This is a genomic window from Curtobacterium sp. MCPF17_011, assembly GCF_003234145.1.
Taxonomy (GTDB): Bacteria; Actinomycetota; Actinomycetes; order Actinomycetales; family Microbacteriaceae; genus Curtobacterium.
The window spans coordinates 253,164-280,160 of the sequence record NZ_QKSK01000005.1 but is presented as its reverse complement, the minus strand read 5'-3'; the positions used below and the strand labels follow the sequence as shown (position 1 = coordinate 280,160).

At 72.1% G+C, this 26,997-nt stretch carries 28 protein-coding genes; 17 read left to right on the top strand and 11 right to left on the bottom strand.

The annotated features are described in order from the left end of the window. Window positions 1-125 precede the first annotated feature (125 nt). Window positions 126-1,043: an SDR family oxidoreductase gene (locus DEJ25_RS08715; RefSeq protein WP_110902554.1), complete on the bottom strand. Its 918-nt coding sequence runs from the start codon at window positions 1,041-1,043 to the stop codon at window positions 126-128. A 101-nt stretch (window positions 1,044-1,144) separates the two neighbouring features. Here DEJ25_RS08715 and DEJ25_RS08710 point away from each other — a divergent pair, with 101 nt between their 5' ends. The 3 genes from DEJ25_RS08710 to DEJ25_RS08700 all read left to right on the top strand — a co-directional run bounded on the left by DEJ25_RS08710 (window position 1,145) and on the right by DEJ25_RS08700 (window position 3,696). Continuing rightward, window positions 1,145-2,254: an LLM class flavin-dependent oxidoreductase gene (locus tag DEJ25_RS08710; RefSeq protein WP_111044427.1), complete on the top strand. Its 1,110-nt coding sequence runs from the start codon at window positions 1,145-1,147 to the stop codon at window positions 2,252-2,254. A 204-nt stretch (window positions 2,255-2,458) separates the two neighbouring features. Next, a complete protein-coding gene (locus DEJ25_RS08705; protein WP_111044426.1) occupies window positions 2,459-3,085 on the top strand; it encodes a hypothetical protein in 627 nt (208 codons plus the stop codon). 119 nt (window positions 3,086-3,204) lie between these two features. Then, window positions 3,205-3,696: a pyridoxamine 5'-phosphate oxidase family protein gene (locus tag DEJ25_RS08700; protein WP_110902556.1), complete on the top strand. Its 492-nt coding sequence runs from the start codon at window positions 3,205-3,207 to the stop codon at window positions 3,694-3,696. A 76-nt stretch (window positions 3,697-3,772) separates the two neighbouring features. Here the strand turns inward: DEJ25_RS08700 and DEJ25_RS08695 are convergent, their stop codons facing one another. Beyond that, window positions 3,773-5,014 (bottom strand): hypothetical protein, encoded by a 1,242-nt coding sequence (locus tag DEJ25_RS08695; RefSeq protein WP_111044425.1) that lies wholly within the window; start codon window positions 5,012-5,014, stop codon window positions 3,773-3,775. Between the two features lie 174 nt (window positions 5,015-5,188). On the opposite strand from DEJ25_RS08695, the gene DEJ25_RS08690 reads away from it, so the two are divergent. After that, window positions 5,189-6,628 (top strand): MFS transporter, encoded by a 1,440-nt coding sequence (locus DEJ25_RS08690; RefSeq protein WP_111044424.1) that lies wholly within the window; start codon window positions 5,189-5,191, stop codon window positions 6,626-6,628. A gap of 211 nt (window positions 6,629-6,839) precedes the next feature. After that, window positions 6,840-7,547 (top strand): endonuclease/exonuclease/phosphatase family protein, encoded by a 708-nt coding sequence (locus DEJ25_RS08685; protein ID WP_258366456.1) that lies wholly within the window; start codon window positions 6,840-6,842, stop codon window positions 7,545-7,547. A 543-nt stretch (window positions 7,548-8,090) separates the two neighbouring features. Here DEJ25_RS08685 and DEJ25_RS08680 read toward each other — a convergent pair. From DEJ25_RS08680 to DEJ25_RS08670, 3 genes are read right to left on the bottom strand one after another with little or no spacing between them, the layout of a single operon-like run. Beyond that, a complete protein-coding gene (locus DEJ25_RS08680; protein WP_110902560.1) occupies window positions 8,091-8,762 on the bottom strand; it encodes a methionine ABC transporter permease in 672 nt (223 codons plus the stop codon). Then, a complete protein-coding gene (locus DEJ25_RS08675; protein ID WP_110902561.1) occupies window positions 8,759-9,796 on the bottom strand; it encodes a methionine ABC transporter ATP-binding protein in 1,038 nt (345 codons plus the stop codon). Before DEJ25_RS08675 ends, DEJ25_RS08680 begins: the two co-directional genes overlap by 4 nt. Beyond that, window positions 9,796-10,761 carry a MetQ/NlpA family ABC transporter substrate-binding protein gene (locus DEJ25_RS08670; RefSeq protein WP_111044422.1) on the bottom strand — a complete coding sequence of 322 codons (966 nt, stop codon included), beginning with the start codon at window positions 10,759-10,761 and terminating at the stop codon, window positions 9,796-9,798. Before DEJ25_RS08670 ends, DEJ25_RS08675 begins: the two co-directional genes overlap by 1 nt. Window positions 10,762-10,972: 211 nt before the next feature. Between DEJ25_RS08670 and DEJ25_RS08665 the strand changes: the two genes are divergently transcribed. Continuing rightward, a complete protein-coding gene (locus DEJ25_RS08665; RefSeq protein ID WP_110902563.1) occupies window positions 10,973-11,470 on the top strand; it encodes a 2'-5' RNA ligase family protein in 498 nt (165 codons plus the stop codon). A 33-nt stretch (window positions 11,471-11,503) separates the two neighbouring features. On the opposite strand, the gene DEJ25_RS08660 is transcribed toward DEJ25_RS08665, so the two are convergent. The 3 genes from DEJ25_RS08660 to DEJ25_RS08650 form a co-directional block, all read right to left on the bottom strand. Then, window positions 11,504-12,751 (bottom strand): D-arabinono-1,4-lactone oxidase, encoded by a 1,248-nt coding sequence (locus DEJ25_RS08660; RefSeq protein ID WP_111044421.1) that lies wholly within the window; start codon window positions 12,749-12,751, stop codon window positions 11,504-11,506. Window positions 12,752-12,854: 103 nt separating this feature from the next. After that, window positions 12,855-14,354, bottom strand: coding sequence for an MDR family MFS transporter (locus DEJ25_RS08655; RefSeq protein ID WP_258366452.1), 1,500 nt, complete (start codon window positions 14,352-14,354; stop codon window positions 12,855-12,857). Between the two features lie 145 nt (window positions 14,355-14,499). Beyond that, window positions 14,500-14,781, bottom strand: coding sequence for an acylphosphatase (locus DEJ25_RS08650; RefSeq protein ID WP_111044419.1), 282 nt, complete (start codon window positions 14,779-14,781; stop codon window positions 14,500-14,502). Between the two features lie 127 nt (window positions 14,782-14,908). Here DEJ25_RS08650 and DEJ25_RS08645 point away from each other — a divergent pair, with 127 nt between their 5' ends. From DEJ25_RS08645 to DEJ25_RS08620, 6 genes are all read left to right on the top strand, one after another. Continuing rightward, on the top strand, window positions 14,909-15,589 hold the full coding sequence (locus DEJ25_RS08645) for an NUDIX domain-containing protein (protein WP_111044418.1): 681 nt from the start codon (window positions 14,909-14,911) through the stop codon (window positions 15,587-15,589). A gap of 31 nt (window positions 15,590-15,620) precedes the next feature. Further along, window positions 15,621-16,988 (top strand): quinolinate synthase NadA, encoded by a 1,368-nt coding sequence (nadA, locus tag DEJ25_RS08640; RefSeq protein WP_258366291.1) that lies wholly within the window; start codon window positions 15,621-15,623, stop codon window positions 16,986-16,988. A gap of 2 nt (window positions 16,989-16,990) precedes the next feature. Continuing rightward, window positions 16,991-18,643, top strand: coding sequence for an L-aspartate oxidase (nadB, locus tag DEJ25_RS08635; protein ID WP_111044417.1), 1,653 nt, complete (start codon window positions 16,991-16,993; stop codon window positions 18,641-18,643). Continuing rightward, window positions 18,640-19,578 (top strand): carboxylating nicotinate-nucleotide diphosphorylase, encoded by a 939-nt coding sequence (gene nadC, locus DEJ25_RS08630; RefSeq protein WP_111044416.1) that lies wholly within the window; start codon window positions 18,640-18,642, stop codon window positions 19,576-19,578. The genes nadB and nadC overlap by 4 nt, the downstream gene beginning before the upstream one ends. An 8-nt stretch (window positions 19,579-19,586) precedes the next feature. Beyond that, on the top strand, window positions 19,587-20,726 hold the full coding sequence (locus DEJ25_RS08625) for a cysteine desulfurase family protein (protein ID WP_111044415.1): 1,140 nt from the start codon (window positions 19,587-19,589) through the stop codon (window positions 20,724-20,726). Window positions 20,727-20,808: 82 nt separating this feature from the next. Then, the gene (locus DEJ25_RS08620; RefSeq protein WP_110902571.1) at window positions 20,809-21,072 is read left to right on the top strand and encodes a hypothetical protein; all 264 of its coding nucleotides are present in this window, start codon (window positions 20,809-20,811) and stop codon (window positions 21,070-21,072) included. Window positions 21,073-21,259: 187 nt separating this feature from the next. On the opposite strand, the gene DEJ25_RS08615 is transcribed toward DEJ25_RS08620, so the two are convergent. Next, entirely contained in the window at window positions 21,260-21,724 is a 465-nt protein-coding gene (locus tag DEJ25_RS08615; protein WP_110902572.1) for an MSMEG_6728 family protein, read from the bottom strand. Between the two features lie 104 nt (window positions 21,725-21,828). On the opposite strand from DEJ25_RS08615, the gene DEJ25_RS08610 reads away from it, so the two are divergent. Continuing rightward, the gene (locus DEJ25_RS08610; RefSeq protein WP_181421468.1) at window positions 21,829-22,425 is read left to right on the top strand and encodes an NAD(P)H-dependent oxidoreductase; all 597 of its coding nucleotides are present in this window, start codon (window positions 21,829-21,831) and stop codon (window positions 22,423-22,425) included. A 138-nt stretch (window positions 22,426-22,563) separates the two neighbouring features. Here the strand turns inward: DEJ25_RS08610 and aroQ are convergent, their stop codons facing one another. Continuing rightward, window positions 22,564-22,998, bottom strand: coding sequence for a type II 3-dehydroquinate dehydratase (gene aroQ, locus DEJ25_RS08605; protein WP_110902574.1), 435 nt, complete (start codon window positions 22,996-22,998; stop codon window positions 22,564-22,566). A gap of 137 nt (window positions 22,999-23,135) precedes the next feature. Between aroQ and DEJ25_RS08600 the strand changes: the two genes are divergently transcribed. From DEJ25_RS08600 to DEJ25_RS08585, 4 genes are all read left to right on the top strand, one after another. Then, window positions 23,136-24,806, top strand: a complete 1,671-nt coding sequence (locus tag DEJ25_RS08600) for a sodium:solute symporter family protein (RefSeq protein ID WP_110902575.1) — start codon at window positions 23,136-23,138, stop codon at window positions 24,804-24,806. Window positions 24,807-24,830: 24 nt separating this feature from the next. Beyond that, window positions 24,831-25,169: a hypothetical protein gene (locus tag DEJ25_RS08595; protein ID WP_220033191.1), complete on the top strand. Its 339-nt coding sequence runs from the start codon at window positions 24,831-24,833 to the stop codon at window positions 25,167-25,169. 175 nt (window positions 25,170-25,344) lie between these two features. Then, the gene (locus tag DEJ25_RS08590) at window positions 25,345-25,761 is read left to right on the top strand and encodes a VOC family protein (RefSeq protein WP_111044414.1); all 417 of its coding nucleotides are present in this window, start codon (window positions 25,345-25,347) and stop codon (window positions 25,759-25,761) included. A 102-nt stretch (window positions 25,762-25,863) separates the two neighbouring features. Then, complete coding sequence (locus DEJ25_RS08585; RefSeq protein ID WP_111044413.1) at window positions 25,864-26,460, top strand: DNA-3-methyladenine glycosylase I; 597 nt, start codon at window positions 25,864-25,866, stop codon at window positions 26,458-26,460. 31 nt (window positions 26,461-26,491) lie between these two features. Here DEJ25_RS08585 and DEJ25_RS08580 read toward each other — a convergent pair whose 3' ends face one another. Then, the gene (locus DEJ25_RS08580; RefSeq protein WP_110902578.1) at window positions 26,492-26,995 is read right to left on the bottom strand and encodes an N-acetyltransferase; all 504 of its coding nucleotides are present in this window, start codon (window positions 26,993-26,995) and stop codon (window positions 26,492-26,494) included. Between the last annotated feature and the right edge of the window lie 2 nt (window positions 26,996-26,997).

The following is a 26,997-nucleotide window of genomic DNA, read 5'->3' as shown; positions in this document are numbered from 1 at the left end:
AGCCTCGCGGGGCGGGGGGAGCTGCGGTTCGGCAGCACCGCCTGACCAGGGGGTGGCGGGGCGGGGGCGGGGTGCGCCTCCCGACTGGGCCGGCGCGTGCTGACCGGTCGGGAGGCCCGCTCGTGTCAGTCCGGCAGGCGCGTGCCGGTGAGGTCCTCGGCCACGGCCCACAGGGACCTGGCGAGGTCGACGCCACGGGCTGAGCGGGGCACCGAGGTGAGAGTGGTCGGCCCGGTCAGGCCGAACGCCCCGGCCGGCCCGTAGTAGGCCCCGGAGGCGGCGTTCCGCCCGACGGCCGCGTACAGCAGCGGCTCGGAGCCCTGCTCGACGTCCTGCGTGAACGGCAGCGCCCGATCGCTCGACTGCACGGGGCGGTCGCGGCCGAGCGACCGACCCGCCGACTGCAGGTTCGTCCGGGTGTAGCCGGGGTGCGCGATGGTCGAGGACAGGTGCCAGTCGCGGGTGACCGCCGCCTGGTGCAGGTGCAGTCCGAGGAGCAGGTCGGCGAGCTTCGACTGGGCGTAGGCGAGCCACGGCTGGTAGCCGGTCTGCCACTGCAGGTCGCCGAAGTGGATCCTGCCCGGCACCGCGGCGATGCTCGACATCGTCGCGACCCGGGGGGCTTCGGCACGCAGCAGGGTGGGCAGCAGCAGGTTCGTCAGCGCGAACGGGCCGAGGTAGTTCGTCCCGAACTGGAGCTCGAAGCCGTCCGCGGTCTCGAAGCGCTCCCGGGGCGCCATCACGCCGGCGTTGTTGACGAGCACGTCGAGCGGACGGTCGTCGGCGATGATCCCGTCGGCGAAGCGGTGCACGCTCGACATGTCGGCGAGGTCGAGTTCGCGGACCTCGAGGTCGGCGTCGGGGTGCTCGCGGCGGATCTCGGCGGCGGCGGCCTCGCCCTTGGACGCCGTGCGGACGGCGATGACGACGCTCGCGCCGGCTCCTGCGAGCCTGCGGGCGGTCTCCTTGCCGGTGCCGCTGTTCGACCCGGTGACGACGATGCGTCGGCCGGTCTGGTCGGGGAGGTCCGAGGGCTGCACCATGCGTCGGACCGTACACAGCCGTGCTGGGGGTGCGGGGGCGGGCGGATCGTGCTATTTTTCATGCGTTCGCATTGATCGACTGCGAGATCCGGGAGGGTCCCATGAGCAACGCCTTCGGCACCGACCGACCCTCGGACGTGCCGCCCCCGGCACCGGACCGCATCGGCCCCGTGCAGCTCGGCCTCGACACCTTCGGCGATGTCACCCAGTCCGCGGACGGCGGCGTGCAGACCCACGCCCAGACCCTCCGCGACCTGCTCGACGAAGCCGTCCTCGCCGACCAGGTCGGCATCGACTTCATCGGCGTCGGGGAGCACCACCGCGCCGACTACTCCGTGAGCGCCCCCGAGGTCGTCCTCGCCGCGATCGCCGCCCGCACCGAGCGCATCCGACTCGGCAGCGCCGTCACGGTGCTCTCCTCCGACGACCCCGTCCGCGTGTACGAGCGCTTCGCCACCGTCGACGCGATCTCGGACGGGCGCGCCGAGGTCATCCTGGGCCGCGGGTCCTTCACCGAGTCCTTCCCGCTGTTCGGCTTCGACCTGCACGACTACGAGGTCCTGTTCGAGGAGAAGCTCCAACTCTGGAGCGCCCTCCGCGGGGGCGACACCGTCACCTGGCAGGGCACCAAGCGTGCCTCGCTCGTCGAGCAGGACGTCTTCCCGAAGCTCGAGCACGGCCCGATCCCGACCTGGATCGGCGTCGGCGGCTCCCCGCAGTCGGTGATCCGGGCGGCGTCCTACGGCATGCCACTGTTCCTCGCGATCATCGGCGGGCAGCCCGCGCAGTTCGCCCCCTTCGCGCGGCTCTACCGCCAGGCGCTCGACCAGCTCGAACTCCCGCAGCAGCCGATCGCCATGCACTCGCCGGGCTTCATCGCCGAGACCGACGAGGAAGCGGCCGAGCGCTACTGGCCCTTCCACAAGGCCGTCACCGACCAGCTGGGCCGGGAGCGTGGCTGGCCGCCGCTCGACCAGGCCGGCTACCGCGCCGGGCTGTCCGCCGGCGGGTCGCTGTACGTCGGGTCGCCGGAGACCGTCGCGCGGAAGATCGCGCGCAACATGCGGATCCTCGGGGTCTCGCGGTTCGACATGCGGTACGCCACCGGACGCCTCCCGCACGCCGACATGTTGCGGTCGATCGAGCTCTACGGCACGCGCGTCGCGCCGCGGGTCCGCGAGCTGCTGGCCGAGCCGGTCCCGGTGCCCTGAGCGCGCCTCCCGTCCGGCCCGGCCTGCCGACGCCGTTCGGGTTCGCGCCACACCGGTGTTCGTCCATCACGCCGCGTCATCACGCGGCGCGACGGACGAACACCGGTGTCCCGCATCCGGTCGCCGGGCCGCGTCCCGGCGGCCGGGAGGCCCGGTGCAAGCCCGCCCGGCGGCTCCCGGGACGACGCGGGTAGCGTCGGGCGCATGTCGCCGAGCAGCAACGAGACCACCGAACGACGGTTCCGCGGGCGGATCCTCGGCGCCGGGAGCACCTCCGGCGTCCGGTTCGTGGTCGGCATGTGGGAGTCGTCACCGTTCGGCGCCTTCACCGACGTCTTCGTGGAGCTGCCCGACGGCTCGAGCGTCCTGCTGGCCCCGGACGAGATCGTCGCCGCCTACGTCTCCGGCACGTACCGCTTCGACGCCGTGTCCGTGGTCGACATCGACGCCCGCCGCACCGCCCGCGGCCTGGAGCTCGACGCCGGCCCGCTCGTCGCCTCGGTCGACGTCGGCGCGATCTCCCCCCTCGGCAGGGTCCTGCGGATCGTCCCGAAGCGCATCGCCCGCGACCCTCGCTGGCTGACCGTGATCGACCCGGTCGCGAAGCTCGTCGCCCCGGGGGCCGGGACCGCCGGCACCGCCGGCAACGGCCGACGCGAGTACTACGGGGTCACCGGGGCACACGACGTCGTCGGCGTCCGCGGCACCTGGGCGGGGGAGGCGCTCGGCGACCTCGCGCCGCTCGACCCGCCCGTGCGGTTCGGGTTCGCCTCATTGCCGCGGATCCCACAGGTCGTCGACGTCGAGACCACGATCCGCGAGCGCGCCTGAGGCACGGACAGGCCCCTCGCGCGCGTCCAGTGAACGGGGGCACACTGGTCGGAACGGTTCGCGCCCGACGCCCGGCTGACGTGTCAGCGAGGACGGGGCGCACGACGCAAAGGAGCATCATGACCGACACCCAGACCGACCACCGTGCCGCCATCTCGGACATCGTCCACGGTGCCCGCACGGCGCTCCTCACGACGGTGAGCGAGGACGGGCAGCTGCACGCCAGGCCTCTCGCCGTGCAGGACAAGTCCTTCCACGGCAGCCTGCGCTTCCTGGTGCAGGACGGCAGCGAGAAGGTCGAGGACATCGCCCGGAACCCGCACGTGAACGTCGCGATCGAGTCCCAGGGCGGCTACCTGTCCATCGCCGGCACGGCCACCGTCACCGAGGACCGGGCGGTCGTCGACGAACTGTGGTCGCCGTTCGCCGAGGCGTGGTTCCCCGAGGGACGCGACGACCCGTCGATCCGGCTGCTCACCGTCGAGGGCGTCTCGGTCGAGTACTGGACGCAGGACACCGGCCCGGTCGGGTCGCTCGTGCAGACCCTCAAGGCCGCGCTCGGGCACCAGTCCCAGCCGGACGTCGGCAGCCACGGCACGCTCGAGGTCTAGACGCGCGCACCCGCCCGGGCCGCGCCGGCCCGGGCGGGTGCGCGTGCGTGTGCGTGTGCCAGCGCTCCGGGTACCGTCAGGGTGGCCCGAGCAGCCAGAGCACCGCGACGAACACCGGCTGCAGGACCAGCGCCCCGGCGACGAGGGTCCAGCGCATCGCCGGCTTGGCGACGAGTTCCGGCGAGCCCATCAGCGGCGCGAGCGGCATGAGCAGCCGCGGGGTCGACGCCATCGGCAGCGACACGGCGAACACGTAGAGCGCGTACCCGGCGGCGAACACGAGCGTGGTCGTCCCGAGCTTCCGGGTCGACCGGCGCGCCAACCACATCGGGTAGAGCACGAGCAGCACGACGACCATGAGCACACCGCCCACACCGAGCCACTTCGCGGTGGTCAGGAACCACGGCGACAGCGGGACGAAGTGCACCCGGCCGATGAAGTTCACCCACCAGGACATCTCGGTCGCCAGGTAGGCGTCGGGGCGACCGGTGGCCCAGCCTGCGATGACCGGCCACGCGGCTCCGGCGGCGGCCATCACGAGTCCGGCGACCACGACCTGGACCCGCTCGCGGACGGGGAACTCGTCGAGGCTGCGGGCGCCGGAGCGACGGGCCCCGACGTACCGGACGAGCGCGATGACGCCGAGGGTCAGGGGGATGGCGAGCGCACCCGGACGTGTGAACGAGGCGACGATCCCGAGCACCGTGAGCAAGCCGTACCGTCGTCGTTCCATCGCCAGCAGCGCCCCGAAGGTCAGCGCGAGGAACGCGGTCTCGGCGTACCCGACCTGCAGCAGGAACGACAGCGGACCGCAGGTGAAGAAGAAGACCGCCCACAGCGCCGCCGTGTCGCCCGCGTGGTCCTGGACGAGTCGGTGGAGCAGGAACGCCGCGATGAGTCCGGCGATGATCGCGACCGCCGGGCCGCCGATCGTGAACGGCAGACCTGTGGAGACCGTCAGCAGGCGGATCGTGAAGGGGAACGCCGGCAGGAACGCCCACGCGTTCTGGGCGACGTGACCGGTGGCGTCGAGCGGCAGCACCGATGGGTACCCGTGCAGTGAGATCGCCTCGTAGTACTGGCCGTCCCATGAGGTCAGGAACGCCGTGAACCCGTGGTCGTTGCCCCAGAGCGCGTTGTCGGGCTGGACCCGGCCCATCAGGGGGTAGGCGACCATCAGCCACATCGTCGACAGCAGACGTCCCACGGCCCAGAGGAGCAGGACGGCCGCCCACGCCGGCATGCTGACGACCGTGTCGACCACGCGGCGGCGGCCCGCGGCGACCGAGCCCGTCAGGACACCGTCCGGGCGGCTCACGCGCGCGGTCCGCGGAGGTCGGGTACGGCAGACTGCACGAGGCCACGGTAGTCGGCGATCCCTGGAGAGGAGGGACGCGCGACGGTGCGGGTGTCCAGAGCGCGTGATCCGGGCCTCCCGACGGCGTCGGCCGGAACGCGAGCCGGGACGCGAGCCGGACTAGCATGCCAGGCGATGACGACGACGACAGCACGACGGACGAGCAGCACGGCGGTCGCCGTGCTCGTGGCCGGCACCTTCTTCATGGAGCTCCTGGACGGGACGATCCTGGCCACCGCGGCCCCGGCCATGGGGCGCGACCTGGGGGTCGACTCCGCAGCGGTCGGCGTCGCGATCACCGCGTACCTGGTCACCCTCGCGGTGTTCATCCCGGTCAGCGGATGGATCACCGACCGCGTCGGCTCACGGACCGTCTTCGTCGGCGCCATCGCGCTCTTCACGGTCGCGTCCGCGCTCTGCGCCGCCGCCACCGGACTCGTCGAGCTCACGCTCTGGCGGATCCTGCAGGGGCTCGGCGGCGCGCTCATGGTGCCGGTCGGGAGGCTCGTGGTGCTCAGGAGCGCCGGTCGGGACCAGCTCGTCACGGCGATCGCGATCCTGACCTGGCCCGCGCTCGCGGCGCCGATCATCGCGCCCTTCCTCGGCGGGGTGCTCGTCGACACGTTGTCCTGGCACTGGATCTTCCTCGTCAACATCCCGCTCGGGGTGGTCGCCGTCGTCGCGGCGCTCCTGATCGTGCCGCAGGAGCGGGCGCCGGAGCGGGTGCCGTTCGACTGGCTCGGGTCGCTGCTGGCGTGCCTGGGGCTGGGGACGCTCGTCGTCATGGCGTCGCTGCTCGCGCTCGAGACCGTGCCCGTCGTGCCGACCGTGCTCGCGGGCGTCGTCGGGGCGCTCTGCACCTGGCTCGCGATCCGGCACTTCCTCCGAGCCGCACACCCGATCATGGGGCTCGGCGCGTTCCGGCTCGAGACCTTCCGGGTGTCCCACGCCGGCGGCAGCCTGTTCCGCCTGGCCGTGTCCGCCGTGCCGTTCGTGCTGCCGCTGCTGTTCCAGGACGCCTGGGGGTGGACCGCGCTCGAGGCCGGGTCCGCCGTGCTCTGGGTCTTCGTCGGGAACCTCGGCATCAAGCCCGCGACCACGCCGTTCCTCCGCTGGTGGGGGTACCGGCCGGTGATCGTGGTGTCCTCGGCCGTCGCCGCGCTGTCCGTCGTGGCGATGGTGTTCCTCACGCCGACGACCCCGTTCTGGCTGCTCGTCGTGCTCCTCGTCGTCAGCGGAGCCGCACGCTCGGTCGGGTTCACCGCGTACAACACCATCGCGTTCGCCGACGTCGAGCAGCCCGACATGACCGCGGCGAACACGCTGTCCTCGACGCTGCAGCAGACCGCGGCCGGGTTCGGCGTCGCCGTCGTCGCCGTCGTGCTCCGGGCCGCGGCCGGGGTCGGCGGGGAGGGGCTCGCCGGCTCCGGGCCCTACGCGGTCGCGTTCGTCGTGATCGCGGTGCTGCTGGTCGTCGCCTGCGTCGAGGGGCTCCTGATGAGCGGGACCGCGGGGGAGACGGTGCGGCCGTCGCGGCGTCTGCGAACGGGGTCGTCGGGCGTTCCGCGGGGCTGACCGGGTGTCACGACTCGTCACCCGGCGTGCACCCGCAGGTCACGTGTCCGGGACGCGCAGCGCGCTACAGTCTCAGCAACCTGCTGCGATGCCCGAGTACCGTGACCGCGGCAGGAGAGCGGGCCGTTCAGGGCCCAGGACGGAAGGCAGCATGGCGGCGCCACACGAGCAGGGATCGACCGAACCGACCACCGCAGTCGGGCAGAGGTCCTTGCGTGTCGTGAGCTACAACCTCCGTGAGCACACCGCGAACAGCGAGCTCGCCGCCCTGGCCGAGGCCTCGCGGGCCGATGTGCTCTGCGTCCAGGAGTGCGACAGCACCGACCTCGCCACCTCGGTCGGCGGGCTGACCCTCGCCGCGTCGACCCAGGCGAACCGTCTCGGTCTCGCCATCTACAAGCGCGACGACCGCTTCGACGTGCAGGACCTCGGCATCCACTCGCTGCAGAAGTCCCTGCACGACCGGGTCCTCTCGCCCGCGCACGAGCGACTGATCGCCATGCACCTGTACGACAAGGAGGCCGAGGCCGAGGTCATCGTCGCGTCGTTCCACGCCTCGCCCCTGACGGCGACGAACTCGCTGCGCCGCAAGCAGATCGAGGCCGCGCACGACTTCGTCCGCGACCTGTCGAGCGAGGCCCCGGCGATCATGGTCGGCGACTTCAACTACCCGTGGTTCCAGACGAACCTGCGCCGGAAGATCGAGGAGTCGGGCTTCGCGCTGTCGCTCTCGGACCAGCCGACGTACCTGCGCTACCGCAAGTTCACCGGGCACTTCGACTTCGCCACGAGCGTCGGGCTGCACATCGCCGGCGTCGAGACCCTGCCCGCGGGCATCTCCGACCACCGCCCGATCCTCGTGCGCGCCGACTACGACGTGCCCGCCTCTGCTGCCGGGACGGCGTCCGCCGTCGCCTGACCGCTCGGCGTCTGCGGGCAGTCGCGTGGCGGCCTGGTCGCGTGCCTCCCGGCCGGCGTCGGTTCGGCGAGGTCGCACGACGTGCCGTCGACGTTCCGCCGGGTCGCACGACCTGCCGCCCGGGGAGCGGTCCGGCGGCAGATCGTGCGACCTCGCGGCGCCGGACGGGTGACGGACGGGGTGGCCGACGGGAGGCGCGTGGGGGGCTGGCCGCGTGCCTCCCGGCCGGCGTCGGTTCGGCGGGGTCGCACGACGTGCCGTCGGCGTTCCGCCGGGGTCGCACGACCTGCCGCCCGGGGAGCGGTCCGGCGGCAGATCGTGCGACCTCGCGGCGCCGGACGGGTGGCGGACGGGGTGGCGGACGGGAGGCGCGTGGCGGCCTGGTCGCGTGCCTCCCGGCCGGCGTCGGTTCGGCGAGGTCGCACGACGTGCCGTCGGCGTTCCGCCGGGGTCGCACGATCTGCCGCCCGGGGAGCGATCCGGCGGCAGATCGTGCGACCCCGGCGGCCGACGCGGGCGGACGCACCACGCCCGGGCCGGGCGTCAGCGACGGAGCGTCGCGCGCGCCAGGCGGTTGCCGACGAACTGGCCGAGCTGCACGATCACGACGATCGCCGCGACGGACACGTAGACGACCCACCAGTCGTAGCGCTGCGACCCGTACGTGATGGCGTACTCACCGAGGCCGCCGCCACCGACCAGCGCGCCCTGTGCGGTCATGTCGACGATGCCGATGTAGATGAACGTGTAGCCGAGGATCAGTGGTCCGAGCCCCTCGGGGATGAGCACGGTGAGCAGGATCGACACCGGGTGCGCACCGGAGGCCCGTGCCGCCTCGACGACGCCCGGATCGACCGCCAGCAGGTTCTGCTCCACGATCCGCGACACCGCGAACGCGGCCGCGAGGGAGATCGCGAACGTCACGGCGGGGACGCCGATCGTGGTCTGCACAGCGACGCGGGAGAGCGGTGCGATCGCGGCGAGGAAGATCACGAACGGGATCGGACGCACCAGGTTCACGACCAGGTTGATGACCGTGTACGCGGTGCGGTTCGACAGCAGGTTGCCCGGCCTGGTGGCGTAGAGCAGCAGCCCGAGGGCCAAGCCGATGACGCCCGCGATGACGAGCGACACCAGGGACATGACGATCGTGTCCCGGGTGGCGGCGAGGAACACGTCGAACGTGTCGATGACGCTCTGGAACGAGTTGTTCATGCGCGTGCCTCCTCGACGACGGTGATGCCGACGGACCGCAGGGCACCGACCGCCCGGTCGACGTCGGCGTCGGTCCCACCGAGTTCGTAGGTGAGCGACCCGATGCGGCGCTCGCGGATCTCGCTGACACCGCCGAAGACGAGTTCGGCAGTGACGGTGGTGTCGCGGAACGCCTGGTCGATGCGGCCCTGCAGTCCGGCCTCGTCGGTGATCCGGACGGACACGAGGCGTCCGGGGTGGCGTTCGTGCAGCCGTGCGACGGTCTCGGCCGAGGGGCGGTCGTGCAGGGCGGTACGGACGAAGCGCTGCGCAGCCTCGGTCGTGGGGGCGGAGAACACGTCGTAGACGTCCCCGACCTCCACCACGCGGCCCTGCTCCATCACGGCGACCCGGTCGGCGATCCGCCGGACGGCGTCCATCTCGTGGGTGATGACGATGATCGTGACGCCGAGCTCGCGGTTCACACGGCGCAGCAGCGCGAGGACCTCGGACGTGGTCTCCGGGTCGAGGGCGCTGGTGGCCTCGTCGGCGAGGAGCAGCTCGGGGCTCGACGCGAGCGCTCGGGCGATGCCGACGCGCTGCTTCTGGCCGCCGGACAGCTGCTCCGGGTAGGCGTACGCGCGGTCGAGCAGCCCGACGAAGTCGAGCAGTTCCGCGACGCGACGGTCCCGTTCGGCCTTCGCGACACCGGCGACCTTCAGCGGGTACGCCACGTTGCCGGCGACGGTGCGGGAGCGGAACAGGTTGAACTGCTGGAAGACCATCCCGATGCGCCGACGGGCCTGACGGCGGTCCCGCTCGGGGATCGCCGTCAGTTCCTGCCCGGCGACGGTGACGGTGCCGGAGGTCGGGAGCTCCAGCGCGTTGACGAGTCGGACGAGGGTCGACTTGCCGGCGCCGGAGTACCCGATCACCCCGAGGACCTCGCCCTGGTGGACGTCGAGGTCGACACCCTCGACCGCGGTGACGGTCTCTCCGGTGTCGGCGCGGCGGTAGCTCTTGGTGACACCGCGGAGTTCGACGAGGGCGGCCACTACTTCGCTGCTGCCTTCGCGTCCTGCTCGACGGCGGCGAGCTCGTCCTGCAGGGTCGAGGCCTTCTCGTTCCGGGCGACCGCGTCCGGGTAGTCCTTCTTGAACACCTTCTGCACGGCACTGTCCTGGAACAGGTCCGCGAGGTCCAGGTAGGTCTTGTTCGTCTTGTCCTCGCTCCGGACGGCGAAGACGTTCACGTACGGAGCCGCGGAGGAGCTGGACGGGTCGTCGGTGAAGACCTTGTCGGAGGCGGGCAGCCCGGCGGCGGTGGCGAAGTTGTTGTTCACGACGGCGGCGGCGACGGAGCCCTGCTGCAGCGCGTTCGCGGTCTGCGAGGCGTCGAGCGGCTGCACGTCCACCTTGTGCGACTCGATGTCGTCGGTGGTCGAGAACGCGCTGCCGCCGTCCTTCAGCTCGACGAGCTTCGCGGACTGCAGGACGAGCAGGGCGCGGGCCTCGTTGATGGCGTCGTTCGGGATCGCGACCTTCGCGCCCTCGGGGATCGCGGACGGCTCGTCGTACTTCGTGGCGTAGAGGGGCAGCGGGTAGACCGCGGTCGACCCGATCGGCTGCAGGTCGTCCTTCGCGGTGACGTTGTAGTTCGCCAGGTACTGGATGTGCTGGAACTGGTTGATGTCGACCTGCCCGTCCTTCAGCGCGGGGTTCGGCAACGAGTAGTCGGCGAAGTTGGTCAGCTTCACCGTGACGTCGAGTCGTTCCTTCGCGAGCGCCGTGTAGGTCTTCCAGTACGGCAGCGCCTTGTCCGCGACGCCGATCGTGACGGTCTGGGCCTTCGGGTCCGAGCCGGACGTCCCGGCGGCACCGGCCTGGTCGGAGCCGCCACCGCGGACGGCGACGACCACGACGGCGATGACGATCGCGACGACGACGACGGCTGCGGCGATGATCCACCCGATCGGGCGCTTGCGCTGCGGACGGTCGGGCAGGACGGGTGCGGCGGACATGGGTGCTCCTCGTGAAGGGGTCGCCCTGGTGGCAGGGACGGTGCTGTGGGGGTCCCGACGCCGGGTGTCGGGCCGCGGGACAGCCACGAGTGTGCCGGGCGGGGCGCGACCGGGTCGATTCGCGTTCCGTCGTGTTACGGCGGAGGTCGCTGCGTGACGGCACGGCGTCGTCCTGAGACGTCGGCGTTCGACGACGGGCAGGCTCGGACGCGTGCGCAGCATCGAACTCGTCCTCGCTCCGGACGCCGAACGGGCCGTCCGGGCCGCCTGGGAGGCCCTGGTCGTCGCCGACCTGCCGAGCATGGGCCGGCACACGTCCGACACGAACGTCCCTCACGTCACCCTGACGGCTGGGGAGACCCTGCCCGTGCCGTCCCACTTCGACGCGCCGCTGCCGACGAGCATCCGCCCCGCCGGTCTCCTGCTGTTCCCGGCCGGCCCCGGGCGTCACGTCCTGGGAGTGTCCGTCGTGGTCGACCGCTCGCTCGCCGTGTTCCACGAGGCGGTGCACCGCGCAGCCCCCGGCGGCGTCGACACCTCCCTGCCGGGTCGGTGGGCGCCGCACCTGACGCTGGCGCGCCGCCCGCGGGACGTGGACCTGCCGCGGATGCTCGAGGTGCTCGCGTCGGTGCCGCTGCCGGAGACGCTGGACGTCGCCGGCGTCCGGCACTGGGACGGCGGGACGAAGACGGTCACGCGGCTCGTCTGACGGGCGGATCACATGCCTCCCGGGAGGCCCTGCTCAGGTCCCCAGGACCCGCTCGCCGAACGCGGACGAGAACTTGCCGTCCGGGTCGCGTCGCGCGACCAGGTCGCGGAACGCCGGGAGGTGTGGGTGGAGCGCGGCGATCGTCGCCCCGTCGAGGGAACTCATCTTCCCCCAGTGCGGCCGCCCGCCGAACGGGGCGAGCCGTGCCTCCAGGTCGGGCAGGAGGGCCGCGACCTCGTCCGGGTGCTTCTGCCAGGTGAAGGCGATGCAGAGCACGTCCTCGCCCTGCGTCGGACTGAGCCAGAGGTCGTCGGCCGCCATGGTCCGCAGCTCGCAGACGTGCAGGTGCGGCTGGATCCGGTCGGCCAGGCCGCGCAACGCGTCGAGCGCGGCGGCCGCGTGCCGGAGCGGCACGAAGTGCTCGCTCTGCACCTCGGACCCGACCGAGGGCACCGACTCGATCGGGAAGTGCGGCAGGCGGTCCCACCACGGCCCGACCGAGCCGTCGCGCGCGGTGTGGTGGCCGTCACCGGGTGAGCCGGGCAGACGGGGTGCGCCCAGGAGGCTCGCGGGGACCTGGACGTCGTCGGCGCCGTCCGGAACCCGGGACTTCACGAGCACCTCCGACACGGTGTCGCCGAAGAGCGTGTAGGCGCAGACCGAGTAGCCGGCGGCGAAGACCTGGGCGGCGGAAGCGGTGAAGGTGTCCCACGGGATCGGCCCGTAGAGGTCCTGTCGCATCCGGTAGGCGGGTTGCACGTCGACGGTGACGCGGGTGACGATGCCGAGCAACCCGAGGTGGATCGCGGCACCGGGCAGGTCCGCGTCACCGCGCCGGATCGTCGTCGTGGTGCCGTCCGGGCCGATCAGCTCGAGCGCGGCCACCGCGGTGCTCAGCGAGCCGAGGGTGGTGCCGGAGCCGTGCGTGCCGGTGGCGATCGCACCGCCGAGGGAGATGTGGGGGAGGGACCCCTCGTTGTGCAGGGCGACCCCGGCGGCGTCGAGAGCGGGCGCGACCAGTCCGTACCGGGTGCCGGCACCCATCGTGGCGGTGCGGCGGTCCTCGGCGACGACCAGGTCGGTGGGCACCGCGGTGAGGTCGAGCAGCACACCCGCGGTGTCGGCGACGTCGTTGAAGGAGTGCCGGGTGCCGAGGCCGTGGATCCGCGGACTGCGGGCGACGAGTTCGGCGACGTCGTCGAGCGAGGTCGGCCGCACCACCCGCTCGGCCGTGTAGGTGACCGTGCCGGACCAGTTCAGCTCGCTCGTCGTCGACCGCATGTGCCCACGATGTCACGGCTGCGCAACGGACGACGCGCCCCCTCGGGAAGAGGGGGCGCGTCGTGCACGCTGGGTGGTCGGTGCGCTGTGTGTCCGGCCGCCGTCAGTGCATGGCGGGCGCGGGCGCGCCCTCCGGGGTGGCCGGCTTCCGGACCATCGCCGAGGCGACGATGCCGAGCATCGAGATCACCGCGCCGACGAGGAACGCCGAGTGCACGCCGGACGCGGTCGCCCGGGCCGTGGCCTCGGCGGCCGTCGCGGCACCCGAGACGTCGCCGTTCGTCGCCGCGGCGGTGGCGCCGAGGGTCAGCAGCGTGACGAACAGTGCTGTGCCGGCCGCGCCGGCGAGCTGCTGGGCGGTGCCGAGGACCGCGCTGCCGTGCGAGTACAGGCGCGGCGGGAGCCCGCCGAGCGCGGCGGTGAACAGCGGCGTGAAGGTCAGCGCCAGGCCCAGGCTCAGCACGATGTGTGCGACGAGGACGAACCAGACGCTGGTGTCCGCGGTGACCGTCGAGAGCGCCCAGAGCACGGCGCTGATGATGACCGACCCGGGGATGAGCAGCATGCGCGGCCCGTGCCGGTCGTAGATGCGACCGACGATCGGGGACAGGAGCCCCATCAGCAGACCACCGGGGAGCAGCAGGAGTCCGACCTGCAGGACCTCGAGGCCGAGCACGCGCTCCAGGTAGATCGGCAGCAGGATCAGCGTGCCGAACATCGCCATGAAGCTGATCGCCATCGCGACGATCGGGATCGTGAAGCCCTTCGTGCTGAAGGTGCGCAGGTCGAGGAGCGCGGCGTCGCGGCGCTGCAGACGGGTCTGGCGGAGGATGAACACCGCCAGGGCGACGAACCCGACGACGAGCGAACCGATCGGTAGCCCGTACCCGGTGTCGCGGGCCTCGCCGATGCTCGACAGGCCGTAGACGATCCCACCGAACGCGAAGGCGGAGAGGATCACCGAGAACACGTCGATCGCGGACTTGCGCGGGGTCGAGACGTTCCGGACCTTCAGCATGCCGAGCACCAGGGCGGCGAGGGCGATCGGCAGGACGAACCCGAACAGCCAGCGCCACGAGAACGCGTTGAGGATGAGGCCGGAGATCGTCGGGCCGATCGCGGGGGCGACCGAGATGACGATCGAGATGTTGCCCATCACGCGGCCGCGGTGGGCCGGCTCGATGAGGGTCAGGACGGTGGTCATGAGCAGCGGCATCATGATCGCGGTGCCGCTCGCCTGCACGATGCGCCCGATGAGCAGCATCGTGAAGCCGGGGGCCAGCAGTGCGATCAGCGTCCCGGCGGAGAACAGGCTCATCGCCCAGACGAACACCGGACGGGTGTTGAAGCGCTGCAGCAGGTAACCGGTGATCGGGATCACGACGGCCATGGTGAGCAGGAAGCCGGTGGTCAGCCACTGACCGGTGGCGGCGCTGATGCCGAGGTCGTCCATGAGTCGCGGCAGCGCCACGCCCATGATCGTCTCGTTGAGGATGACGACGAACGCCGAGACGAGCAGCAGCCCGATCACGAGGCGGTTGCCCGCGGGGGAGGACTCTTCGACGGACCCGGTGCGGGGTGCGGAGTCGACGGCCTGGGTCAAGGGGGCTCCTGGTGTCTTCGTGGTGTGACGGGTGGACCCACGACGAGTGGGCACGACGGGTGGGTACCGAGGCTGCAAGACCTGACAGCACCACAGCATTCCCGACTGCTGCCGAACGCGGGGTGAACTCCGCGTGTTGCTCGCGTCAGTGCAGGATGCGGAAGCCGTCGTCCTCGCCGAGCGGGGCGACCTCGCGGACGGCCACGTCGGTGACGGTCGCCGAGGGCGGACCGGAGCGGAGCATCACGACGAGGGCGTCGACCGCGGGGCCGGGGCCCTCCGCCTCGACCTCGACGGTGCCGTCGAACAGGTTCCGTGCGTACCCGACGAGTTCGAGTCCGTCGGCCTTCCGTGCCGTCCAGTACCGGAACCCGACGCCCTGCACGGTCCCGGTCACGACGGCGTGCTTCCTCGTGGTGCTGCCCATGGCCCGATGCTACGAGCGACGTGTTACCCGGGCGTCACGGCTGCGTTCCGGTCCGGTGACCATCGTGATACGGTCATCAGTACCCGAACAGTTCGGGTCAGAATGACCATAACAACCAGGAGCAGCGATGGGCGACACCGGGATCCGGCTCGCGGTCTCGACCGTCATCGTCGCGCTCCGCCCGCACCCCGACACCGGCGTCCCCGCGCTCTGGATGCCGCTGGTCCGTCGCGTCACCGAGCCGTTCGAGGGCTCCTGGGCGTTGCCCGGTGGCTGGGTCGGGGTGGACGAGGGACTCGACGACTCGGCCGCCGCGCGCCTCCGCGAGACGACGAAGGTGCAGCCACGGTACCTCGAGCAGCTCTACGCGTTCGGGGCCGTCGACCGCTCGCCGACCCGGGTCGTCTCGGTCGTCTACTGGGCACTCGTGCACCCGGACGAGGCGAACGTCGTCCCGGACGACTGGAACGTGCGGTGGTTCCTCGCCGACGAGCACCCGCCGCTGGCGTTCGACCACGACCGCATCGTCGAGTACGCGCTCTGGCGACTGCGCAACAAGATGTCGTACTCCCGGATCGCACAGGCGTTCCTCGGCGACCGGTTCACGCTCGCCGAACTCCGCGGCGTGTACGAGGCGGTGCTCGGGCAGACGCTCGACCCGGCGAACTTCCGGCGGCAGGTCGCCCAGGGCGACGCGGTCCTGCCGACCGACGAGACCACGAGCGGCGGGCGGCACCGACCGGCCCGGCTGTACCGCTCGAACCCCGACCTGTCGTACGCGGACAACGGCCCGCTGACGACCCGCTGACATCCGACCCCCACCTGAGACGGGAACCGCCGTGTCCATCGCGACCACCATCGAACTGATCTCCAACGGCCGGGCTGCCGGTGCCACCTGCACGCCAGACCTCGCGGCGCCGACCTGGGACTTCGACACCGTCCCCGGCTACGGCCCCGGTTCGTCGATGTCCGATGTCATCCCGACCTCGGCCCCACGGCAGGGCGTGATCCCGGACGAGTACCGGAACGCCCCGGACGACGAACTGCACGAGCGCATCGAACGGGCGAAGGCGACGCTGGGGGACCGGGTGGTCGTCCTCGGGCACTTCTACCAGCGGGACGAGGTCGTCCGGCACGCGGACTTCCTCGGCGACTCGTTCCAGCTGGCGAACGCGGCACTGACGAAGCCCGATGCCGAGGCGATCGTGTTCTGCGGCGTGCACTTCATGGCGGAGACGGCCGACATCCTGGCGCGGGACGACCAGCGGGTGATCCTGCCGAACCTGGCCGCCGGCTGCTCGATGGCGGACATGGCCGACATCGACAGCGTCGAGGCCGCCTGGGCCGAGCTCGAAGCGCTCTACGGCACGGAGCCTGACGCCGACGGGCGAGTGCCGGTCATCCCGGTCACGTACATGAACTCCGCTGCGGACCTCAAGGCGTTCTGCGGGCGGAACGGCGGCATCGTCTGCACGTCCTCGAACGCCGCCACCGTGCTCGAGTGGGCGTTCGAGCGGGGGCAGCGCGTGCTGTTCTTCCCCGACCAGCACCTGGGCCGGAACACCGCGAAGGCGATGGGCATCAGCACCGACCGGATGCCGATGTGGAACCCGCGGCTGCCCGGCGGCGGCAACACCGCGGCGGACCTGCTCGCCGCGGAGGTCGTCCTGTGGCACGGCTTCTGCTCGGTGCACCGGCGCTTCACCGTGGACCAGATCGAGCAGGCCCGCCGGGATCACCCGGGCGTCCAGGTCATCGTGCACCCGGAGTGCCCGATGGCCGTCGTCGACGCCGCCGACGTCGCGGGCAGCACGGACCTGATCCGGAAGACCGTCGCCGCGGCGACCGAGCCGACGACGTTCGCGATCGGCACCGAGATCAACATGGTGAACCGCCTGGCAGCCGAGTACCCGCAGCACACGATCTTCTGCCTGGACCCGGTCGTCTGCCCCTGCTCGACCATGTACCGGATCCACCCGGGGTACCTGGCGTGGGTGCTCGAGGCGCTCGTCCGCGGTGAGGTCCTCAACGAGATCGTGGTGCCCGCCGCCGTGCAGGCCGACGCGAAGGTCGCCCTCGAGCGCATGCTCGCGGCCAAGCCCCGCCCGCTCGCCGGCCAGCGGGACCCGGGTCCGGCCGCCACCGGCCCGACTGCCACCGGCCCGACCGCCACCGGCCCGGCCACGACCACGGACGCGCGGGCCTGAGGATGCACGTCGTCGTCGTCGGGTCGGGTATCGCCGGCCTGACCGCCGCCATCCGGGCCAGCGCCCGGCACGACGTCACCCTCGTCACGAAGGGCGCCCTCGCCGACGGCGCCACTGCGCGCGCCCAGGGTGGCATCGCGGTGGCGCTCGGGGCGGACGACTCCGCCGCCCTGCACGAGCACGACACCCACGTCGCCGCGGCGGGCAGCGCCGACGCCCGTGCCGTGGACGTCCTCTGCACCGACGGCCCCGCCCGCGTCCGGGACCTGCTCGCGCTGGGCGTGCCCTTCGACCGCAGTACCGACCCGGCGACCCTCGACCGGTACGGGGACGACCTGGCCCGCGGGCGGGAGGCCGCGCACGCCCGCTGGCGGGTGCTGCACGCGGACGGCGACGCGACCGGGGCCGCGGTGGAGCGGACGCTCGTCGCCGCCCTGCACCGCCGACACGTCACGATCCTCGAGCGCACCTGCCTCACCGACCTCGTCGTCCGGGACGGCCAGGTCGTCGGCGTCGAGGTCCTGGACCTGCTCGGCGAACCCCGACGGCTCGACGCCGATTCCGTGCTGATCGCCTCCGGGGGCGCCGGGCACCTGTACCGCGAGACCACGAACCCCCTGGTCGCGACCGGCGACGGCACGGCCGCGGCCTGGCGCGCGGGAGCCGTGCTCGCCGACCTGGAGTTCGTCCAGTTCCACCCGACCCGGCTCGCGGTCCCGGAGGGCGGCCTGGTCTCCGAGGCCGTCCGCGGCGAGGGGGCCGTCCTCCGCGACGCGACCGGTCACCGGTTCATGACCGACGTCCACCCCGACGCCGAGCTCGCCCCGCGGGACGTCGTCGCGCGCGGCATCGCGGCTGCCATGCGTTCGCAAGGAGGTCGACCCGTCCTCCTCGACGCGACCGGCCTCGACGCCGACTTCCTGGTCCGCCGCTTCCCGGGGCTCAGCCGCGACACCCGGGCGGCCGGCTTCGACTGGACCCGTGAGGGCGTCCCCGTCGCCCCGGCCGCGCACTACGCGATGGGCGGGATCGCGACGGACACGGAGGGCCGCACGAGCCTCCCGGGTCTCCTCGCGGTCGGCGAGGCCGCCTGCACCGGGGTCCACGGCGCGAACCGGCTGGCCTCGAACTCGCTGCTCGAAGGGCTCGTCTTCGCGGTCCGCGCGGCCGACGCGCTCGGGGCACCCCGGCCCGGTCGGCTGCGGCTGCGCGGCGACGCGACGCTCGTCCCGACCGTCGTCCGCTCGGGCAGCGACCGGACGGGAGGCCCGGCCCGGCTCGATCCCGGCACCTCCGTCCGGCAGTCGCTGCAGTCCGTCATGACCGACCACGTCGGCCTGCTCCGCGACGCGACCGGGCTCGCCGGGGCCCGAGCTGCCCTGGCCGCACTGTCCGCACCCGCCCCGACCACCGTCCGGGACGCCGAGGACCGCGCACTGCTCGACCTCGCCCGGCTCACCGTCCTCGCGGCCGAGGCTCGCACGGAGTCGCGCGGTGCCCACGCGCGCACCGACCACCCGGAGACCGACCCGACCGCACCCGTGACGATCGCCTGGGTCACTGCGGCGCCCGCGCCCACCGGCACCGCCGCGCCCACCGGCGTCCCCGGGCTGAAGCCCCTCCGACCGTCCGCCCGACAGGGAGCACTCGCATGACCGGCACGACACCAGCCAGCACGACGCCCACCACCACCACCGCGTCACCGACTGCGGTGGCCTTCGACCCCGGCACGATCCCGCCGCACGCACTCCGCCGGGTCATCGACACCGCCCTGGAGGAGGACGCCCCCTGGGGTGACGTCACGAGCGAGACCCTCATCCCCGCCTCGGCCACCGCGACCGCGACCCTGGCCGCCCGCGAACCCGGCGTGCTGGCGGGCGGGGACGTCTTCGTCGCGGTGATGCACGCCGTCGACCCGGGCCTCGTCGTCGCGCTCGCGCTCCGCGACGGTGCGGCCTTCGTCGCCGGGGACGTCATCGCGAGCGTCACCGGCTCGGCGCGTTCGGTGCTCCGGGCCGAGCGGGTGGCGCTCAACCTGGTGCAGCGGATGTCCGGCATCGCCACGCTGACGGCCCGCTACGTCGACGCGACCGTCGGCACCGGGGCGCGGATCGTCGACACCCGGAAGACGACGCCCGGGCTCCGCGCCCTCGAACGGCACGCGGTCCGCTGCGGCGGCGGTCACAACCACCGCACGTCGCTGTCCGACGCAGTGCTCGCCAAGGACAACCACCTGGCGGTGCTGCTCGCCGAGGGCGTCGGCATCGGGGACGCGATCCGCGCCGCCCGCGCCCGGCTCGGACACACCGTGCACCTCGAGGTGGAGGTCGACCGCATCGACCAGATCGAGCCCGTCGTCAGTGCAGGCGTCGACACGATCATGCTCGACAACTTCTCCGTGCCGATGCTGCAGGAAGGCGTCGCACTCGTGGCCGGCCGGGCGCTCGTCGAGGCCTCGGGTGGCGTGTCGCTCGACACGGTCGCCGCGATCGCCGCCACCGGGGTCGACATCGTCTCGGTCGGTGCACTGACCCACTCGGCACGCGCGCTCGACCTGGGGCTCGACGTCGACGTCGACGTCGACGTCTGAGGACGGCGGTGTTCTACCTGGACCGTGCCGCGACCACGCCGGTCCGCCGCGAGGTCCTCGAGGCGATGTGGCCCTACCTGACCGGGACCTTCGGCAACCCGTCGTCGACCCACGGCATCGGGGACGCGGCTGCCCGGGGCCTGGCCGACGCACGGGCGGTCATCGCCGGCGCGCTCGGCTGTCGTCCGGGCGAGGTCGTCTTCACCAGCGGCGGCACCGAGGGCGCGAACACCGCGGTCAAGGGCATCGCGCTCGCCGCACCGCGCGGCCGCCACGTCGTCACGAGCGTCGTCGAGCACGAGGCCGTGCTCGAGAGCTGCCGCTACCTGGAACGGTTCCACGGCTTCGACGTGACGGTGCTGCCCGTGGAGCCGGACGGCACGGTGGCGCCGGAGACCCTGCGTGCCGCCCTCCGACCGGACACCACGCTGGTCTCGATCGCGCACGCCGACAACGAGATCGGCACGGTGCAGGACGTCCCCCGGCTCGCCGCGATCGCGCACGAGGTCGGCGCCCGCTTCCACACCGACGCCGTGCAGTCCGCCCCGTGGCTGCCCGTCGGGCTCGACGTCCTGGGTGTCGACGCGGTCTCGGTGTCGGGGCACAAGCTCGGCGCGACGAAGGGGACCGGTGCCCTCGCCGTCCGTTCGGGCGTCCAGCTCGAACCGCTCGTCCACGGCGGGGGACAGGAGCGCGGACGACGTTCGGGCACCGAGGACGTCGCGGGTGCGGTCGGCCTCGCCGCGGCCTGGAGGGCCGTGCTCGCCGAGCGGGACAACGCCGCAGCGCACGCGACGGCCGTCCGCGACGTCGTCGTCGCCGGGGTGCTCGACCGGGTGCCGGGCGCGCTCCTCACCGGATCGGCCGACCACCGCCTGCCGGGACACGCCTCCTTCTGCTTCCCGGGCGTGCACGGCGAGACGGTGCTGCTCGAGCTGGAACGACGGGACGTGGTGTCCTCCTCCGGCAGCGCCTGTGCCGCCGGCAGCACCGAGGCCTCGCACGTGCTGCTGGCACTGGGCCTCCCGGAGGACCTGGCCCGCTCCGCCGTCCGGTTGACGTTCGACGCGTCCCTCACGACGGACGACGCGACGGCCGTCGTGGAGGCCGTGGTCGCCGCCGTCACGGCTGTCCGGTCCCTCGCCTGATCGGGTGTACTAGACGTTCTACTCCATGTCTGGGGCCGTGTCCCCCCTATTGCGGACACGCGCGGTCGTCCAGAGTGGAGGCATGGCGAACGCGACGACCTCATCGGTGACGCAGGGCGACCGCTTCCGAGCGGTCCAGCTCCTGCCCGCACCGGCGACGGTCCTGGCGCTCGCCGTCGGTTCCGGGCACGGCCTCGACGCCGGCCCGCTCGCGGTCGTCGCCGCAGTCGGTGTCCTCGCGACGCTCGCCAGCGCGCTCCTGCCCGCGCAGCTCGCGCGTGCCGGGCGCCCGATGCCGGTGCCGGCGGAATCCGACCGGTACCGGGGGGACCGGGACCGGAACTGACCTCGAGACCTGCACCGCCCCTCCCGGCGGTGCACTGGACCGGACGCGACCCCTGATACGCGTCCGGCCGGGACGCCGGCCCCTGCCGGGCCGTCCCGGAACGACCGGGTCCGCCGTGGCCTTCGGGACCATCGACCCCTGAACGATGTGTCCCGTTCCCCCTGAGGCGCGGCGGGCCCGGTCCCGCTCAGGCGGTCGTGCGGTGCTCCACGGTGCCCGGCCAGAGGTAGTCCAGGTCGTCCGGCACGTCGGGGAAGAGCGGGCGGTAGTGCTCCGGTGCCTTCTGCACGAGCTTCGACCGGTGTGACAGGTGCACGCGCTCGTCGGTGTTCCACGAGGGCACCTCGAAGTCGCCACGCTCGTACGCCTCCAGGTCCTCGGGGACGAGTGCCAGGTCCGCCAGGGTCTTCTCGAGGCAGGTGTCCGCGTGCCCGCGCTCGAGCCACACCCGGCACGTGGCGTCCTGGTACGCCATCAGCGCCGGCCGGAAGCCCCGCCACATCGCGGTGACCGGGTGGTGTTGCCAGCCGTAGTCCGGCAGCGTCAGGGCCCGCATCACCTGCAGGGTCTCGACCCGCTGCTTGCCGAGGCGCTTGTCGTCGAGGACCTCGGCGGAGGCGCGGAAGTCGGCGAACGGCAGGAAGGTCTGCATCTGCCGGACGGTACGCCGGAGTGCCCGGGAGCGCCCGGGTCGTCGCGGCGACACATGTCGTCACATCGTCACCGGGCCCGACGGGGCGTGTGAGCATCGACGGCATGAGCAGTTCCCTCGTCGTCGGGGTCAGCGGCAGCCCGTCCGACCCGTCCCGCACCTCGACCCTCGTCGCCGCGACCGTCGACCGGCTCGCCGCCGAACTGCCGGACGCCGAGACCGTCCTCGTCGAGATCGGTCCGCTCCTGGCGGACCTCGGCGCCGCCGTCGACCGGGAGCACATGTCCGACGCCACCCGCGCCGCGCTCGAGGCGGTCGAGGCGGCGGACGTCCTGGTCGTCGGGAGTCCGGCCTTCCGCGCCGCGTACTCCGGCGCGTTCAAGCTCTTCTTCGACTGGATCGGGCAGTACGACCTGGTCGACACCCCGGTGCTGCTCACCGCGACCGGGGGCAGCGACCGGCACGCGCTCCTCGTCGAGCACCAGATGCGCCCGCTGTTCGGCTTCTTCCAGTCGACGACGCTGCCACTGGCGGTGTTCGGCAACGAACGGGACTTCGACAAGCGCGTCGGGGGCTACGACATCGCGAGCATCGACCTGGAGCTGCGGATCGACCAGGCCGTCCGTCGGGCGCTGCCGATCATCCGCGGCGGGTTCGTGGCGGCGGGCGTCGACGAGGTGCGGCGGCCCGCGGAGTTCTGACGGGCCTCCCGGCCGGACGCCGGCGTGGGCCGCGCGCGTGGCGCGAGACGCCCCCGTGTGCGCGAGACGCCGCGGTACTCGGCGGCGTCTCGACGGCATCGCGGCGTCTCGGGTCGACGCCGGCGTCTCGCCGCGGGGTCAGCCGCGCAGGAGCGCCGCGACGTGGGCGACGGCCAGGCGGTACCCGTCCGCGCCCGCACCGGCGATGACCGCCGTCGCGGCCGTGGCGACGTGGTCGACGTGCCGGAACGGCTCGCGCTTCCACGTGTTGGACAGGTGCACCTCGACCACGGGGACGCTCAGCGCCTCGACCGCGTCGTGCAGTGCCACCGACGTGTGCGCGTACGCGGCGGGGTTGATGACGACGGCGTCGTGGTCGTCGAGCGCCTCGTGCAGCCACTCGACGAGCTCGCCCTCGCGGTTGCTCTGTCGGAAGTCGGCCTCGAGCTCGTGCACCGCGGCCTCGGTGTGGACGATCGCCTCGATCTCGGCGAGCGTCACCGTGCCGTACTGCTCCGGGTCGCGACGGCCGAGGATGTCCAGGTTCGGGCCGTTGAGGACGAGGATGCGCATGCGCCGAGCCTAGCGAGCGACCGAGCACGCGATCGCGCGGAATGCATGCCTCGGCTATGTGAACGGTCACACGGCGTGTAACGTCTTCGTCCGGGTCGGCGCGGTTGTCGACTGCAACACATCGACGGAGAGTGTGAATGGTCCTCGCAGCAGCGAACAGCGGGATCCGGCTCGACTTGGGCTGGGTCGACTACTTGATGATCCTCGTGTACTTCGGGGTGGTCATCTGGATCGGGTTCACGGCTCGGCGGCAGGTCCGCACGAGCATGGACTTCTTCCTCTCGGGCAGGTCCATGCCCGCGTGGATCACGGGCCTGGCGTTCGTGTCCGCGAACCTCGGCGCCACCGAGATCCTCGGCATGGCCGCGAACGGTGCCCAGATCGGCATGGCGACGCTGCACTACTACCTCATCGGTGCGGTGCCCGCGATGGTCTTCCTCGGCCTCGTGATGATGCCCTTCTACTACGGCTCGAAGGTCCGGAGCGTGCCGGAGTTCATGCTCCGCCGGTTCGGCAAGGCGCCGCACCTGGTGAACGCCATCGCCTTCGCGGTGTCGAACGTCCTCATCGCGGGCATCAACCTCTACGCGATGGCGATCGTCATCGAGGCGATGCTCGGCTGGCCGGAGTGGCTCGCGATCATCGTGTCCGCCGGCTTCGTCCTCGCCTACATCACCCTCGGTGGACTCTCCAGCGCGATCTACAACGAGGTCATGCAGTTCTTCGTGATCCTCGCCGGCCTCATCCCGCTGACGATCGTGGGCCTCCACCGCGTCGGCGGCTGGAGCGGCCTGACCGAGGCCATCAAGCAGACCCAGGGTGTGCAGCACCTGCAGACCTGGGCCGGCACCGGCATCGGGAACGTCACGAACCCGATCGGGGCGAACTGGCTCGCGATCGTGCTCGGCCTGGGCTTCGTGCTGTCGTTCGGGTACTGGACGACGAACTTCACCGAGGTACAGCGCGCGTTCTCGGCGAAGAACATGTCGGCCGCCCGCCGCACCCCGCTGATCGCCGCGATCCCGAAGCTCTTCATCCCGTTCATCGTCGTCGTGCCCGGCCTCATCGCCGCGGCCGTCGTCGGCAACCAGTTCGCCGACGGCACGCTGACCTACAACGACGCGATCCCGAAGCTCATCCAGATGTACCTGCCGACGGGTGTCCTCGGTGTCGCCGTCACGGGCCTCCTGGCGTCCTTCATGGCCGGGATGGCGGCCAACGTGTCGAGCTTCAACACCGTCTTCACCTACGACATCTGGCAGCGCTACATCAAGCCGAACATGCCCGACCTGCACTACCTGAAGACCGGTCGCTGGGTCACCGTCGTGGGTGTCGTCGTCGGCGTCGGCACGGCGTTCCTCGCCGCGCAGGCCGGCAACATCATGACCTACATGCAGACGCTGTTCTCGTTCTTCAACGCGCCGCTGTTCGCCGTCTTCATCCTCGGTCTGCTCTGGAAGCGGATGACCACGCAGGGCGCGCTCTGGGGGTACGTCCTCGGGATCATCACGCCGACCATCACCTGGATCGCGTACCTGGTGGACCCCGACCTGTTCTCGACCGCCACGGCCGAGACCATGTACGGCGCGATCATCTCGTTCGTCACGGTGATCGTCGTCGCCGTCGCGGTCTCGATGTTCACGAAGCCGAAGCCCGTCTCGGAACTCGGCGGCCTGGTCTACGGCATCGGCAAGATCGACATGAGCGCGGGCGCCGTCGCCACCGACACCGCCTGGTACCGCTCGCCGGCGCTGCTCGGCACGGTCGCCCTCGTGCTCTGCGTCGTCCTCTATCTGCCGTTCCTCTGATCCCGACCCCGAAGGAGACACCCCATGGCTGACACCACGAACACCTCGGGCTCGATGACCGAGGACGAGAAGGCGGCACTCGTCCGTTCGACCCGCCGCCTGGACCTGCGTCGCATCCTCGGCGGTCTGTTCCTGCTCTACGGCGTCATCACGACGATCGTCGGCATCGTGCACTGGGACAGCGACCCGAAGATGACCGGCGGCATCCACATCAACCTGTGGGTCGGGCTCGCGATGCTCGCCGCCGGCCTGCTCTTCTTCCTCTGGGACCGCCTCGCGCCGGTCCCGGCAGAGGACATCGTCGGCCAGGCCGAGGCGGAGGCGCACCAGCGCGCCGCCGGCGAGGGCCGCGAGCTCGCGTAGCCGACGGCCGGTCGCCCACGCGACCACGATCGGACGGGAGGCCCGGTACCAGCTGGTACCGGGCCTCCCGTCCGTCGTGCGGTGCGGCCGCGTCCTCCGGAGCCTGGTTCCGCCACGGAACGGTTGCGCGCGCTGCCGGAGGAGGCCAGGTTGGTCACGACGGAAGGGACCCCACATGTCGACCATGGTGTTCATCAACCTGCCGGTGTCCGACCTGGCGCGGGCGACCGCGTTCTACCAGGCGCTCGGGTACCCCCTCAACCCGGTGTTCAGCGACGACACCGCCTCGAGCATCGTCATCAGCGACACCGTGTACGTGATGCTCCTGACGCACGCGAAGTTCACCGAGTTCACCGACAAGACGATCGCCGCGCCCGACACGATCGAGGTGATCAACTCCCTCACCGCCGAGACGAAGGAGGAGGTGCACCGGATCGTCGACGCGGCCGTCGAGGCCGGTGGGGCCGAGGACCGGCCGGAGATGGACCTGGGCTTCATGTTCCAGCGGAGCTTCACCGACCCCGACGGCCACCGCTGGGAGTACGTCTGGATGGACCCCGCCGCCGCCGAGGACGGCCCGCAAGCCGACTGACCCCTCGCAACACGCAACCCCGGCGGCACCGCGCAACGGAGTACCGCTGCGAGGAAACGCCGGGGTTGCGTCCTGCGACGGTGGCCACGGCAGGATGAGGGGATGACCGACGACCTCGTGACCGGCGCGGACGGCCTCGCCCGGCCGCTCTGGGCGTCGACGGACCCGATGCTCCGCGCCTACTACGACACCGAGTGGGGGATGCCGGTCCGCGACGAGCGGGGCGTGTTCGAGCGGCTCTCGCTCGAAGCGTTCCAGTCCGGGCTGTCGTGGCGCACGATCCTCGCGAAGCGCCCCGCGTTCCGGGCCGCGTTCGCCGACTTCGACCCGGACGTGGTCGCCCACTTCGGGGACGACGACGTCGCCCGGCTGCTCGGCGACGCGGGCATCGTCCGGAACCGCGCGAAGATCGCCGCGACGATCACCAACGCGAACGCCACCGTCGCGCTGCGGGCGGACGGGGGACTCGCCGACTTCGTGTGGTCCTTCCGGCCCACCGACACGCCGAGACCGCGCACCGCCGCCGAGGTCCCGACGACCAGCCCGGAGTCGACCGCGCTGTCGAAAGCGCTGCGGAAGCGCGGGTTCGCGTTCGTCGGACCGACCACCATGCACGCGCTCATGGAGGCGCTGGGGATCGTCGACACGCACCTGCTCGGCAGCCACCGGCGGGCTTCGTCCGGCGTCTGGCCCGACTGACGACCGGCGCCCACCGCCGGGACGGCTGTCGTCAGTCCAGCGGCAGCCGCATCTGCACCGAGGCGACCTCGTACCCGAGCTCCTCGTACAGGTGGCGCGCGCCGGTGTTGTACCCGAAGACGTTGAGGCCGATGCTGGTCGCGCCCTCCGCCCTCGCGACCTCGTGCGCGAGCTCGAGCGCTCGTCGGGCGTGACCCTGCCGGCGGTGGGCCGGGTCGACCTCGACCTCGAAGACCCACCAGTCGGCGCTGCCCGGAGTGAACGGGCCGATCCAGAGGTGCCCCACCACGGTGTCCGCACCGAGCGTCAGTTCCCACACGTGGTGGCCCGTCGCCGGCGAACCGCCCGGGAACCACTTCTCGAGGGACTGCCGCATGTTCGCCTCTGCCTGCTCGCGGCTCTCGCCCGACCGCATGCGCGACGCGACGTACTCCGCCATCGAGCGGTCCAGCCAGCCCGGCAGGCGTTCCCCAGGCGTCAGCACGAGCCGCAGCTCGCTCCGCGCCGCGGTCCTGCCCGTGTCTGCCGGGTCCATGG

Bases quoted from the DNA above. Each gene is read 5' to 3' on its own strand.
- DEJ25_RS08715 (WP_110902554.1), bottom strand. From the start codon at position 1,043: ATGGTGCAGCCCTCGGACCTCCCCGACCAGACCGGCCGACGCATCGTC.
- DEJ25_RS08710 (WP_111044427.1), top strand. From the start codon at position 1,145: ATGAGCAACGCCTTCGGCACCGACCGACCCTCGGACGTGCCGCCCCCG.
- DEJ25_RS08705 (WP_111044426.1), top strand. From the start codon at position 2,459: ATGTCGCCGAGCAGCAACGAGACCACCGAACGACGGTTCCGCGGGCGG.
- DEJ25_RS08700 (WP_110902556.1), top strand. From the start codon at position 3,205: ATGACCGACACCCAGACCGACCACCGTGCCGCCATCTCGGACATCGTC.
- DEJ25_RS08690 (WP_111044424.1), top strand. From the start codon at position 5,189: ATGACGACGACGACAGCACGACGGACGAGCAGCACGGCGGTCGCCGTG.
- DEJ25_RS08680 (WP_110902560.1), bottom strand. From the start codon at position 8,762: ATGAACAACTCGTTCCAGAGCGTCATCGACACGTTCGACGTGTTCCTC.
- DEJ25_RS08670 (WP_111044422.1), bottom strand. From the start codon at position 10,761: ATGTCCGCCGCACCCGTCCTGCCCGACCGTCCGCAGCGCAAGCGCCCG.
- DEJ25_RS08660 (WP_111044421.1), bottom strand. From the start codon at position 12,751: ATGCGGTCGACGACGAGCGAGCTGAACTGGTCCGGCACGGTCACCTAC.
- DEJ25_RS08650 (WP_111044419.1), bottom strand. From the start codon at position 14,781: ATGGGCAGCACCACGAGGAAGCACGCCGTCGTGACCGGGACCGTGCAG.
- DEJ25_RS08645 (WP_111044418.1), top strand. From the start codon at position 14,909: ATGGGCGACACCGGGATCCGGCTCGCGGTCTCGACCGTCATCGTCGCG.
- nadB (WP_111044417.1), top strand. From the start codon at position 16,991: ATGCACGTCGTCGTCGTCGGGTCGGGTATCGCCGGCCTGACCGCCGCC.
- nadC (WP_111044416.1), top strand. From the start codon at position 18,640: ATGACCGGCACGACACCAGCCAGCACGACGCCCACCACCACCACCGCG.
- DEJ25_RS08620 (WP_110902571.1), top strand. From the start codon at position 20,809: ATGGCGAACGCGACGACCTCATCGGTGACGCAGGGCGACCGCTTCCGA.
- DEJ25_RS08615 (WP_110902572.1), bottom strand. From the start codon at position 21,724: ATGCAGACCTTCCTGCCGTTCGCCGACTTCCGCGCCTCCGCCGAGGTC.
- DEJ25_RS08610 (WP_181421468.1), top strand. From the start codon at position 21,829: ATGAGCAGTTCCCTCGTCGTCGGGGTCAGCGGCAGCCCGTCCGACCCG.
- aroQ (WP_110902574.1), bottom strand. From the start codon at position 22,998: ATGCGCATCCTCGTCCTCAACGGCCCGAACCTGGACATCCTCGGCCGT.
- DEJ25_RS08600 (WP_110902575.1), top strand. From the start codon at position 23,136: ATGGTCCTCGCAGCAGCGAACAGCGGGATCCGGCTCGACTTGGGCTGG.
- DEJ25_RS08595 (WP_220033191.1), top strand. From the start codon at position 24,831: ATGGCTGACACCACGAACACCTCGGGCTCGATGACCGAGGACGAGAAG.
- DEJ25_RS08590 (WP_111044414.1), top strand. From the start codon at position 25,345: ATGTCGACCATGGTGTTCATCAACCTGCCGGTGTCCGACCTGGCGCGG.
- DEJ25_RS08585 (WP_111044413.1), top strand. From the start codon at position 25,864: ATGACCGACGACCTCGTGACCGGCGCGGACGGCCTCGCCCGGCCGCTC.
- DEJ25_RS08580 (WP_110902578.1), bottom strand. From the start codon at position 26,995: ATGGACCCGGCAGACACGGGCAGGACCGCGGCGCGGAGCGAGCTGCGG.